General features: G+C 61.9%; 10 protein-coding genes and 1 pseudogene. 3 read left to right on the top strand and 8 right to left on the bottom strand.

From position 1 onward, the window contains the following. Positions 1-54: 54 nt before the first annotated feature. Positions 55-1,113, bottom strand: coding sequence for an NAD(P)-dependent alcohol dehydrogenase (locus L9B60_RS29415; RefSeq protein WP_249674671.1), 1,059 nt, complete (start codon positions 1,111-1,113; stop codon positions 55-57). A gap of 253 nt (positions 1,114-1,366) precedes the next feature. Here L9B60_RS29415 and L9B60_RS29410 point away from each other — a divergent pair, with 253 nt between their 5' ends. Further along, entirely contained in the window at positions 1,367-2,269 is a 903-nt protein-coding gene (locus L9B60_RS29410; RefSeq protein ID WP_249674669.1) for a LysR family transcriptional regulator, read from the top strand. On the opposite strand, the gene L9B60_RS29405 is transcribed toward L9B60_RS29410, so the two are convergent. Both L9B60_RS29405 and L9B60_RS29400 read right to left on the bottom strand, forming a co-directional pair. Next, on the bottom strand, positions 2,266-3,090 hold the full coding sequence (locus tag L9B60_RS29405) for an SDR family oxidoreductase (protein WP_249680220.1): 825 nt from the start codon (positions 3,088-3,090) through the stop codon (positions 2,266-2,268). The genes L9B60_RS29410 and L9B60_RS29405 overlap by 4 nt on opposite strands. After that, positions 3,082-3,444: pseudogene (locus tag L9B60_RS29400) on the bottom strand (aldo/keto reductase); the annotation flags it as partial. The gene L9B60_RS29405 and the pseudogene L9B60_RS29400, both read right to left, overlap by 9 nt. A 444-nt stretch (positions 3,445-3,888) precedes the next feature. Here L9B60_RS29400 and L9B60_RS29395 point away from each other — a divergent pair. Together L9B60_RS29395 and L9B60_RS29390 are read left to right on the top strand one after the other, a co-directional pair. Further along, entirely contained in the window at positions 3,889-4,302 is a 414-nt protein-coding gene (locus L9B60_RS29395; protein ID WP_249674668.1) for a carboxymuconolactone decarboxylase family protein, read from the top strand. Between the two features lie 9 nt (positions 4,303-4,311). Then, complete coding sequence (locus tag L9B60_RS29390) at positions 4,312-5,520, top strand: MFS transporter (protein WP_249674667.1); 1,209 nt, start codon at positions 4,312-4,314, stop codon at positions 5,518-5,520. A gap of 2 nt (positions 5,521-5,522) precedes the next feature. On the opposite strand, the gene L9B60_RS29385 is transcribed toward L9B60_RS29390, so the two are convergent. From L9B60_RS29385 to L9B60_RS29365, 5 genes are read right to left on the bottom strand one after another with little or no spacing between them, the layout of a single operon-like run. Next, complete coding sequence (locus tag L9B60_RS29385; protein WP_249674666.1) at positions 5,523-5,810, bottom strand: LysR family transcriptional regulator; 288 nt, start codon at positions 5,808-5,810, stop codon at positions 5,523-5,525. Positions 5,811-5,819: 9 nt separating this feature from the next. Beyond that, positions 5,820-6,122 carry a putative quinol monooxygenase gene (locus L9B60_RS29380; RefSeq protein WP_249674665.1) on the bottom strand — a complete coding sequence of 101 codons (303 nt, stop codon included), beginning with the start codon at positions 6,120-6,122 and terminating at the stop codon, positions 5,820-5,822. 56 nt (positions 6,123-6,178) lie between these two features. Continuing rightward, positions 6,179-7,609: an efflux transporter outer membrane subunit gene (locus L9B60_RS29375; protein ID WP_249674664.1), complete on the bottom strand. Its 1,431-nt coding sequence runs from the start codon at positions 7,607-7,609 to the stop codon at positions 6,179-6,181. Beyond that, on the bottom strand, positions 7,606-10,740 hold the full coding sequence (locus tag L9B60_RS29370) for an efflux RND transporter permease subunit (RefSeq protein ID WP_249674663.1): 3,135 nt from the start codon (positions 10,738-10,740) through the stop codon (positions 7,606-7,608). The genes L9B60_RS29375 and L9B60_RS29370 overlap by 4 nt, the downstream gene beginning before the upstream one ends. Positions 10,741-10,752: 12 nt before the next feature. After that, entirely contained in the window at positions 10,753-11,892 is a 1,140-nt protein-coding gene (locus L9B60_RS29365) for an efflux RND transporter periplasmic adaptor subunit (RefSeq protein ID WP_438866163.1), read from the bottom strand. Positions 11,893-12,046: the final 154 nt, after the last annotated feature.

Raw genomic sequence — 12,046 nt, 5'->3', positions numbered from 1 at the left:
GAAGTGCCCACGGGCATGAATTCAAGCCCGTGAGCCGTGCGGTGCAGTCGGTGATCAGGCGCCTTCGGGCGCCGGCAGCGTGCTCATGTCGATCACGAAGCGGTAGCGCACATCGGCGCGCTCCATGCGTTCGAAGGCTTCGTTGATTTGGTCCATGCGGATCATTTCGCAGTCCGGCAGGATGTTTTTCTCGGCGCACAGGTCGAGCATTTCCTGTGTTTCGCGGATCCCGCCAATGGGCGAGCCGGCGATTCGGCGACGGCCGAGTATCATCGGCACGGTGTTCTGTTCTTCCATGGGGCCGACCTGGCCGACCATCACCAGGGTCGCATCGACGTCCAGCAGCGACACGTAGCCATCCAGCTGGTGCTTGACCGGCACGGTATCGATGATCAGATCAAAACTGGACGCCGCAGCCTTCATCGCTTCTGGGTCGTTGGACGGCAGCAAGCGCGCGGCACCCAGGGCCAGGGCGTCCGCTTCCTTGTCACGGCTGCGGCTGATCACGGTCACTTCGGCGCCCATGCCCACGGCAAGCTTTACCGCCATGTGCCCGAGGCCGCCCAGGCCGATCACGCCGACCCGGCTGCCCGCCGCCACGTTCCAGGTGCGCAGGGGTGAATAGGTGGTGATGCCGGCGCACAACAGCGGTGCAACCTTGGCCAGGTCCAGGCTTTGGGGCACGCGCAAGGCGAACTCCTCACGCACCACCAAGTGTTTGGAGTAGCCGCCGAAGGTGTTTTCGCCGCTGACGCGATCCTTGCCGTTGTAGGTATTGGTGTTGCCTTCGCGGCACAGCTGTTCTTCGCCCTTGCGGCATTGGTCGCAGCGCATGCACGCATCCACCATGCAGCCCACGGCCACGGCGTCGCCAATGCGGTACTGGGTCACGTCAGGCCCGACGGCCGTCACTCGCCCGACGATCTCGTGCCCAGGCATGGCCGGGTAGACCGTCCAGCCCCAATCGTTGCGGGCGGTGTGCAGGTCGGAGTGGCAGACACCGCAATACAGCACCTCCATGGCGATGTCATTGGCGCGCAGCGCGCGGCGATCGAAGCGCAGCGGGGCCAATGGGCTTTGCGGGGTCTTGGCGGCGTAACCGATGGTCTTCATTGCTTACCTCGAAATTTAGAGCCGGTGGTTGATCGGTTCATGGTAAGCAACCGAGCCCCATTGATTAATAGCCATAACCTGAATGCAGCCATGAGCAACGCTCAGGAGTGGCGTGCCGGTGGCAAAACCGAGTTGACGTTTGTACATGGTTCGTCTGGTTCGCAAAGTTGTTGATGACAGTTACACTCTAAATTCTTGTGCTAGCTTCAACAATTAGCGCTTTATTTCATGGGTAGTTGAGGGGTATTCACTAATGATTCGTGCCGGCCTGCCTGAGTTGACTGCTTTCGTGGCCATTGCCGAGCAGCGCAGTTTCAGCGGTGCGGCGAGGTTGCTGGGGGTTTCGCCTTCGGCGCTCAGCCATTCCATGCGCGGCCTGGAAGCGCGCTTGGAGTTACGCCTGTTCAATCGCACCACGCGCTCAGTGGCGCTGACCGAGGCCGGAGAGCAGTTGTTCTTGCGGGTGCAGCCGCTGCTGGGCGATCTGGAATGCGCGGTCAACGATGTTACCTCCGAGCGCAACACGCCCTCCGGCTCGATCCGCCTGAGTGCCTCGGAGTCATCGTTCAAACCGTTGATTCAGCACGTCATGCCAGGGTTCTTGCAGGAGAACCCGCAAATCCACATCGAGTGCATCGCCGATAGCCGCCTGGTTGATATCGTCGCCGATGGGTTCGACGCCGGCATCCGCCTGTTTGACGACGTACCTCGCGACATGATCGCCATTCGCTTCGGCCCCGACGTGCGCTTTGCGGCGGTGGCATCGCCCGCGTACCTGAACCGCCACCCCGCGCCCCAAGCGCCCCATGACCTCAAGGCGCACCGCTGCATTCGGTTTCGCTTCGCCAGCGGCACGCTGTTCCGCTGGGACCTGAGCCACCTGGGCCGCACGGCGAGTATCGATGTGGACGGGCCGATGACGATGGACAACCTCAACTTGATGGCCGAGGCCGCGCTGGCGGGCATCGGGATCGCCTGGCTGCCCGAGTATCAGGTCCTGGAGCATCTGCAAGCCGGGCGCCTGGTGCATCTGCTGCCTGACTGGGGCCCGTACTACCCCGGTGCTTGCCTTTACTACCCGGCCAACCGCCACCCACCCATTGCGTTGCGCATGTTCGCCGAGGCGGTGCGCGAGTGGGCGCGTCAGCAAGCCTAGAGAGCGTCGTCACCGTACCAATATTGGGCGGTGACACCGCCGTCCATGAGAAAGTCACTGCCAGTGATGAAGGTACCTTCAGGCCCCATCAGCAACGCGGCGACCGCAGCCACTTCGTCGGGCGTGCCACCGCGCTTGGCTGCACAGCCCTCGATCATTTTCCGGTAGCCATCGCCGCGCGGCCCGTTGAGTTCATCCCTGGCCAGCGGCGTGAAGATGATGCCCGGGCTGATGGTATTCACCCGCGCCCCGCGTTTACCCCAGCGCACGGCTTGGGCGGCAACGCGCAACGAGTTGCCGCGCTTGGACATCTGGTAGGCATTGAGCGGGTCGGTCACCTGGTCTGGTTGCAGCATGGGCAGTGCCATCAGCTCGTCCACGGGTGTCAACGCCAAGGCCCTGTTCTGTACCTGGGACAGGGCAGGCAGGCGGTGCCCGGATTGCGAGGCGATGACGATGGCCGAGCCACCTTTGGCAATCACCTCGCCGAACTGCTCAAGCACCAGCGCGGTGCCATACAGGTCGACGGCAAGGATGGTGGCGGGCGAGGCCTGGGAGGGCGACACGCCGGCTGCGTGAATGACGCCGGTGATGTCACCCAGCGCGCAGGCTTTGGCCACCAGGGCCTGAACAGAGTCGCGCGAAGAAACATCCACCACGGTCGTGGTCACCTCAAACCCTGCATCGCCGAGCATTTTTGCAGCGGCGTCTGCGGTTTCCTGGCGCAGGTCTGCCAGCACCACGTGTTTGCCCGCGCTGACACGGCGGGCGATGGCCTGGCCAATGGAGCCGGCACCTATCACTACGGTTACATCGGTCATATCGTGTTCCTTTGAAGTGCCTGGGATCGGCACGATCCAAGGCTTTTGAGCCAGCAACCACGCCAGCGCGACCTGGGCAAGCGTGGCCGCTTTGCGCTCGGCGACGCGTTTGATGACTTCGACCAGCGCGGCGTTGGCCTTGCGCGCCTCTTGGGTGAACCTGGGTACGGCATTGCGAAAGTCGGTGGAATCAAACGTGGTGTTTGCGTCGATTTTTCCGGTCAGGGAGCCCGCGCAGAACAGCGAATACTCGCTCTGCAAAGCCGTTACGTTCTGCACTGCGGGAGCCCGGCGAATGGTCTGGACGCCTGCTTCAGACAGCCCGAAGTGGCCGACCTTGCCTTCGCCAAATAAGCTTGATCATGTCATGGGTGTCGGCTGCCGGGGCATAGGCTGCGCCCATGCCAATGCGGCCAAGGCCCAACGTGGAAACCTGGAGTTCATTGCCTAGCAGGCAAGTTTTCATAGCGTCGGGCCTGATTTGAAAGGGGATGGACAAGCCAGCGTGACCGGCAATTTACCGAGCGGCAGGGATTGCGACTAGCGGGTTAACCAGGGACGGGCTTGTGAGTTGGATTCATCAATTGTGAATGTGGGAGCGAGCTTGCGCATTTGCTGCAAGGCGCCGTGGGTTGCGGGGGCTTTGGCCACCCCTGCACCCGAGAGCTGCACGGCGACTAAGCGCAACCCCAATTAGACGATAGCGCTTGGACTCAACCTGTACCTTCGATTCGTACTTGACTGGACTGTACAGTACAGTACAGTCTAGTTTGGCTCTCTACTTTACGGAGACCCACCATGACTGCTTCCAGCCCAACCCGTGATGCCCTGTTCGAGCAAGGCTGCGCCACCTTCGACTCATCGCTCGCTATCAGCGCCCAACAGTTCGTCACCCATGTCGAGGCCCTGGCGCCTGGCTTTGGCCGCCTGATCGTCGAAATGGAATTCGGTGATATCTACAGCCGCCCAGGCCTGGACCTGAAGACGCGAGAGTTGGTCATCATTGCTTCCTGTGCGGCACTGGGCAGCACGGGCTTTGGTGCGGTAAAAATGCACGTACCTGCTGCGCTTCGCCATGGCGCCACACGCGCTGAAATCGTCGAAAGCCTGGTGCAGGTCGCCATGGCCGCAGGCCTGCCGACATCCCTGGGTGCCCTGCAGGCCGCGAAAGAAGCCTTCGATGAGCTCGACGCTGCCCAAGCGGCGCAGTGAGTCGCCACCATGACAGCTTCGATTGCCATGGCAGACGTGAAACGGGGCACGCTAACGCTGTTTGCCGTGGCGTGCGGTGTGATGGTGGCCAATATTTACCTGTGCCAGCCGCTACTGGCCGAGCTTGCACGAGCGCTGGGGGTCAGTGCCGATCGTGCCGCTCTGGTCGCCGTGGCCACGCAGGTGGGCTACACGCTGGGCATCCTCTTCGTGGTCCCGCTGGCCGATAGCAGCGACCCGGTAAAGCTGGTGCGCTGGATGATGAGCTTGACCATCGTTGGCTTGCTCGGGGCCTGTGTGGCGCCCAATTTGGCTGCACTGATGGTGGCCAGCGTCTGCATCGCCGCGACGTGCGTGGTTGCTCAGGTGCTGATCCCGCTGGCCACCACGCTGGCGGGCCCCCAGTACCGCGGGCGAATTGTCAGCAAGCTCAGTACCGGGCTGATCATGGGCATCCTGTTGTCCAGGACCTTCTCTGGCCTGTCGGCCCAATACCTGGGGTCGTGGCGTGTGCCGTTTGCGCTGGAGGCTTTGCTGGTGGCGGCACTGCTGTGGGTGCTACCGCGCTACCTGCCCAAGCGGCCGGCAGGGAAGGGCATTGGCTACTGGCCGTTGCTCAAGTCGCTGCCGCCGTTGCTACGACACCGTGAGCTGCAGGTGTCGATGATGCTCAGTTTCTGCACCTTCGCAGGGTTCTCGGCCATCTGGGCAACGTTGGCGTTTCACCTGTCGAGCTCGGCGTTTCATCTGGGCCCCGCGGCAGCAGGCCTGTTTGGGCTGTGGGGCGCGCCCGGTGCACTGTTGGCGCCCTATGCGGGCAGGCTGGTAGACCGCCGGGGAGCCGATGCGGTGAACCTGGTGTCGCTGCTGGCGCTGATAGTGTGCTTCGGGCTAGCCCTGAGCCTGGGGGCGACCTCGCTGATCGCGTTGGTGATCGCCATCAACCTGCTGGATTTTGGTCAGCAAAGCGGCCAGGTGGCCAATCAGGCCCGCCTGTTCGGGCTCAGTGCGCAGATTCGTGGCCGCCTCAACACGCTCTACATGGTGGTCACATTCGCCGGCGGTGCCACGGGCGCGTTCATCGGCGCCAAGCTCTGGACGCTGGCGGGATGGGCCGGGGTCTGTTGGTTTCTGGCGTGGGTGGTCGGCATTGCGGCACTGATTCTGACGATATCGCACCTCACACAGCGGGACAGTAAAGCCGAATCGGCCCGCTGATCTTAGTTGGCCGCAAGCAGGATCAACAGCGCCTGAATCTTGCTCATCGCCGGCAACAGGTCCGTGGCGATCCGCTGCGCTTTGGGCGTAGGGGCCACACCACGGGCCTTGCGAATGAACAGCGGGTCATCGAAGCATTTGCGCAGGCGCACCAGCGATGCACTGACCGCCGGTTGGCCTAGTGCCAGATGCCGCGCTGCCCGCGAAATACTCATCTCCCGATAGATCACCAGAAAGACAATCATCAGGTTCAAGTCGACGCGGGCGAAGTGTTGCTCGTCAATGGTCACGATGGGGCCTCACAGTGCATATTTGTTGAAGAAACTGTTGAAGTGAATCTTCGTCACCGTACGGCTGGTCAACAGTTCGATAAACGACTTCAGCGACGGGTCCTCAAAGTGCATCTCCATGGCGCGGCGGCTTGTCCAGTGGCTGGACACCACCCATACATTCACGTCCAGGCAGCAGCGCGCTACCAGGTAATTGAGGCAGCCCTGCACCGGGCCAATCGCCTTGACGATGTCCAGCAACTGTTGGCCCAGCACCTCGATATGCCCGTGGGCGGCGCGGATATGCAGCGTGTTGATGGCTTCTATAAACATGGGTTACTCCCTCGCTTGGGGCAAAAGTAAGACGGCCGTCCATGGCTCCATTCAGCTTATGGGTCTTTTTTTGCCAGCAAAGGCTGTTGCCAGCCACCGCCCAAGGCCTTGTACAACTGCACCTGGCTGTTGAGTTGTTGAAGGTGATCGGTCAGCAACTGCTGGCGCGCGGTCAGCAACTGGCGCTGGGCATCGAGCAAGGTCAGGTAGTTGTCGACACCCTCCTCATAACGCTGCTTGGCCATGTCGAAGTACTCCTGGTCTGACTGCACCAGGTCGCGCTGGGATTGCAACTGGCCCTGGTAGGTACCGAGCGCCGCCAGCCCGTCGCTGACCTCGCGAAAGCCCGTCTGGATAGCTTTCTCGTAGCGGGCCACACCGATGTCTTTCTGCAGCTTGGCGTAGTCCAGGTTTGCCCGCAGGTGCCCGCCATTGAAGATCGGCAGGCTGATTTGAGGGGCGAAGCTCCAGTTGCCCGAGCCCCCATTGAACAGCCCACTCAGTTGGCTGCTGGCGGTGCCGGCGCTGGCCGTCAGGCTGATGCTGGGGAAGAACGCGGCGCGTGCTGCGCCGATGTTGGCATTGGCGGCCAGCAACGCGTGTTCGGCCTGGCGGATGTCGGGCCGTTGTTCCAGCAGCTGCGAGGGTAGGCCACTGGGGATGTCGGCAAGGCAGTCGTGACCCAGCGGCGCATCGCTGGCCATTCCTTGTGGCAATGCCGCACCCAGCAGTAATTGCAGCGCATTGGCGTCTTGGGCGACTTGGCGGGTGTACAAGTACATCTGGGCACGCGCGCTGTCGACCAAGGTACTGGCCTGCCGCACGTCCAGCGCCGACGAAGTACCGGCCTGGTTGCTGGCGGTGATCAGGCGCAGGCTGTTGTCGTAGCTTTCCAGGGTGTCCTGGGTCACCTTCAACAGCTGCTGGTCGGTGCGCCACGTGAAGTAGGCACTGGCAACGTCGCTGATCAGGCTGATCTGTACACTGCGCTGCGCCTCTTCGGTGGCCAGGTAGTTTTCCAGGGCTTGGCGTTCCAGGCTGCGAATTCGGCCGAACACATCCAGTTCGTAGGCGCTGATGCCCACGTCCAACCCGTATTGGCTGTCGATACCCGCCCTGCCAGTGGTGCGCAGGTCCGCCGGCAAGCGCTGGCGGCTGGTGGTTGAGTCGATGCCCAGGGCGGGGAACAGGTCCGCGCGCTGAATGCGATATTGCGCGCGATAGGCTTGCACGTTGAGGGCCGCCACGCGCAGGTCGCGGTTGTTGTTCAGCGACAGGTCGATCAACTGGCGCAGCAGCGGGTCCTGATAGAACGCCTGCCAACCGGGGACGGCTTGGCCGGGCGTGGTCGGGCCTTGGGTGTAGGCCTGGCCCTGTGGCCAGGCATCGGGGACCGGTGCCGTCGGCCGCGCATAGTCGGGGATCAGGCTGCACGCTTGCAAACTGGTTGCCAGGGCGACCGCCACGGTGAGGTGTTTGAGTGTCATGCCTGAGCTCCTTCAGCGGCCACTTCTTTGCGTTTGCGGGTGAACAGTTTCATAACGACCACATAGAACAAAGGTACGAAGAAGATCGCCAGGAAGGTCGCCGCCAGGGTACCGCCGACAACGCCGGTACCGATCGAGTGCTGGCTGCCACTGCCGGGGCCGTGGGCTCGGGCCAAGGGCAGCACGCCCATGACGAAGGCGATCGAGGTCATGATGATGGGCCGCAGGCGCAGCCTTGCCGCCTCGGTGGCCGCCTGGACCAGGGTGCGGCCCTGTTTCTCATACAGGTCTTTGGCGAACTCGATGATCAGGATGGCGTTTTTCGCCGCCAGGCCCATGGTGGTCAGCATCCCCACCTGGAAGAACACATCGTTGGACAGCCCGCGCATCAAGGTCGCGGCCACCGCGCCCAACACGCCCAAAGGCACGACCAGCATGACCGATACCGGTACCGTCCAGCTCTCGTAAAGCGCGGCCAGGCACAGGAACACAATGATCAGCGACAGTGCGTACAGGGCAGGGGCCTGGGAGCCAGCCTGACGTTCTTCATAGGACAGGCCGGTGTAGGCCATGCCGATGCCGGCGGGCATTTGTTGCATGATGCGCTCCACCGACTGCATCGCAGCCCCAGTGCTATAACCGGGTGCCGGTTGGCCCAGGATTTCTACCGAAGAAATACCGTTGAAGCGTTCCAGTTTTGGCGAGCCGTAGATCCAGTGGCCGCTCGCGAAGGCTGAGAACGGCACCATCTTGCCGGCGGCGTTGCGCACGTACCATTTGGCAAAGTCTTCAGGGGACAGCCGCGAATCCTGGTTGCCCTGCACGTAGACTTTCTTCACGCGGTCACGGTCGATGAAGTCGTTGACGTAGGCCGAACCCCAGGCAACCGACATGGTGTTGTCGATATCGGCGATCGAGACTTGCAACGCGCGGGCCTTTTCCTTGTCGATTTGTACCTTGTATTGCGCTTCGTCATTCAAGCCGTTGGGACGGGTCAGGGCCAGTACCGGGTCTTGTGCCGCCAAGGCCAGGAACTTGTCGCGGGCCGCCATCAGGCCGTCGTGGCCCACGCCACCATTGTCCTGCAGGAAAAAGTCGAAGCCGGTGGCGTTACCCATTTCCAGAATCGCCGGCGGCACCACGGCGAGGACATTGGCCTCCTTGATCTGCGAGAACCTGGCCTGTGCACGTTTTGCCACCTCGAACACCGACTGGGACGCGTTGGTGCGCTCGGTGAACGGCTTCATGTTGACGAACACCAGGCCCGCGCTCTGGCCGCGGCCGGCAAAGCTGAAACCGTTGATGGCAAACACTGAGTCAACGCTGTCGCTTTCGTCCTTGGTCAGGTAATCCTTCACTTGGGTCAGTACCGCTTCGTTGCGTTCGGCGCTGGCGTTTTGCGGCATCTGTACCTGGACAATGAACATGCCCTGGTCCTCTTCCGGCAGGAACGCGCTGGGCACCTTGGTGAACAGCAGTGCCACGATGCCCAGCAGGATCAGATACACCAGCATGAAGCGCCCGCGCCCCTTGAGGATGCGCGTTACGCCGCCTTCATAGCGTGCGGTGTTGCGCTCGAACATCCGGTTGAACCAGCCCAAGAAGCCTTTCTTCGCGTGGGCCTGCGGGCTGTGGGGCTTGAGCAGGGTGGCGCACAGGGCCGGGGTGAATACCAGGGCGATCAGCACCGAGAAGCCCATGGCCGCGATGATGGTGATGGCGAACTGGCGATAGATGATGCCCGCCGAACCACCGAAGAAGGCCATGGGCAGGAACACCGCCGAGATCACCAGGCCGATGCCCACCAGGGCACCGGAAATCTGCTCCATGGATTTACGCGTGGCGTCCTTGGGTGACAGATGCTCTTGGGCCATCAACCGCTCGACGTTCTCCACCACCACGATGGCATCGTCCACCAACAGCCCGATGGCAAGGACCATGGCAAACATGGTCATCACGTTGATGGTGAAACCGCAGGCGAACAACACGCCAAACGTTGCCAGCAATACCACCGGTACCGCCAGTGCCGGAATCAGCGTAGCCCTGAAGTTCTGCAGGAACAGGTACATCACCAGGAACACCAGGATGATGGCTTCGAACAGGGTGTGCACCACCGAATGAATCGAGGCGGCCACCACGGGCGAGGTGTCGTACGGGTAGATCACCTCCACGCCTTTGGGCAGGAAAGGTTTGATCTTGTCGACGGTTTCATGGACCCGGGCCACCGTGTCCAACACGTTCTCGCCGGGCGCCAGGCGCAGGGCGATACCCGCGGAAGGGTGACCGTTGTACTTGTTGAAGATCGAGTAGTTTTCGCTGCCCAGGCTGACTTCGGCAATGTCGCTGAGGCGAATCTGCGAGCCATCGGGGTTGACCTTGACCAGGATCTTGCGAAATTCCTCGGGGGAGTGCATGCGCACGTCACCGATCACCGTCGCGCTCAGTTGCACGCCGCGCTTGGCCGGCAGGCCGCCGATCAGGCCGGAAGACACCTGGACGTTCTCGGCCTCGATGGCCGCCGTCACGTCAGCAGGCACCAACTGGTAGCTATTGAGCTTGGCCGGGTCCAGCCAGATGCGCATGGAGTTCTGCGTGCCCAGCTGCAGGAAGTCGCCTACGCCTTTGGTCCGCGAGATGGGGTCCTGCATGCTCGACTGGATAATGTTGCCCAAGTCAAAACCGTTGAGGCGGCCATCCGTGGAGATCAGGCCCACGATCAACATGAAGTTGATCTGGTACTTCACCACGCGGATACCCTGGCGCTGAACCTCTTCAGGCAGCATGGGGGTGGCCAGTTGCAGTTTGTTTTGCACCTGTACCTGGGCGATGTCGGGATTAGTGCCCTGATCGAAGGTCACGATGATCTGCATGCTGCCATCGGTGTTGCTGTTGGAGGTGATGTAGCGCAACCCCTCCATGCCATTGAGCTGTTGCTCGATGACTTGCACCACAGTGTCTTGCACGGTTTGCGCAGAAGCGCCGGGGTAGGTGACGCTGATCTGCACCGCAGGTGGCGCGATATTGGGGTATTGGTTGATCGGCAGCGAGCGAATGGCCAACGCGCCGCCAAGCATGATCACCAAGGCGATCACCCAGGCGAAGATGGGCCGGTCGATAAAGAAGCGGGACATGCTGGAATATCCTTAGTTGGCGGCGGCGGTGAACGCGGTGACCAGGGCGGCATTAGTCGCCTGGCTAGGTTTGACCTTGCTGCCGTCGTGTAGCGACTGGATGCCCTGGGTAACCACCTGATCCCCGGGTTCGACGCCGGTGCCTATCAGGAAAGCGTTGCCTACCGTGCGCAGGGTTTGCAGCTCGCGCAGCTCGACGCTCTGGTCGGGCTTGACCACCCAGGCCGTGGCTTTGCCACGGCTATCAAAAACGATCGCGCTCTGTGGGACCAGTTTGGCGCTCTGGGCCACGCCCTCTTGCAGTTGCGCGTGCACGAACATGCCGGGCAGCAGCTTGCGGCCCGGGTTCGGGAACTCGGCGCGCAGGGTGACGGAGCCGGTCCCTTCGTCGACGCTGACTTCCGAAAACTTCAACGTACCGGGCAGGGGGTAGGCGCTGCCGTCATCCAGTGTCAGGGTGACCTGGGCCTGGTTTTTGCCGGTGCTTTGCAGGCTGCCGGACTCAAGTGCTCGTTGCAGGGCCAGGATGCGAGTGATGGGTTGGGTCACGTCGACATAAATGGGGTCCAGTTGGTTAACGGTGGCCAGTTCCTGAGCCTGGCCGTTGGTCACCAGTGCACCTTCGGTGACTGCCGAGCGGCCGATACGGCCGGTGATCGGCGACAGCACGTGGGTGTACTGCACGTTGATCCGGGCCACTTCCACCGACGCCTGGGCCTGCTTGTAGGCGGCTTGCGCATCGTCGTATTGCTGGCGGCTGACGGCATTGGTCCTGAGCAGGCGCTCGTAGCGCTCGGCCAGGTTTTGCGCGCTGGTGAGGTTTGCCTGCGCGCGGTTGAGCTCGGCTTTGTAGGTGGCTGGGTCGATTTGGTAAAGCTGATCGCCCTTTTTGACCTCACTGCCTTCACTGAACAGACGTTGCTGGACGATACCGTTTACTTGGGGGCGCACCTCGGCCACGCGGTAGGCGGAAGTTCGGCCTGGCAGGTCGTTGGTCAGGGTCAAGGGTTGGGCCTTGACCGTGTAGACACCCACGTTGATGACGGGAGGTGTGGCTGCGACGGGCTCGTTTTTCTGGCAGCCCGCCAATAGCAGGGCGGTGAAAGGCAGGATGTGTAGCGCACGTGAAGGCCGGAAGCTGTTCACTGGTATCTCCAAACAAGGGCTTGTGTATCAAAGACTTGGAATCCATTTCCGGGGCATCCGGCGAATTCAGGTCGGCAGACCGGTGTCAGGGCGCAAGGGCCTTGGACATTAGGTTTCGAATTTTTATAGATCCTAACATCCCATGTTTGCATGGTCGATG

Origin of the sequence: Pseudomonas abieticivorans (assembly GCF_023509015.1) — a bacterium.
Taxonomy (GTDB): Bacteria; Pseudomonadota; Gammaproteobacteria; order Pseudomonadales; family Pseudomonadaceae; genus Aquipseudomonas; species Aquipseudomonas abieticivorans.
The sequence above is the reverse complement of the archived record's forward strand: the minus strand, read 5'-3'. Positions and strand labels throughout refer to the sequence as shown.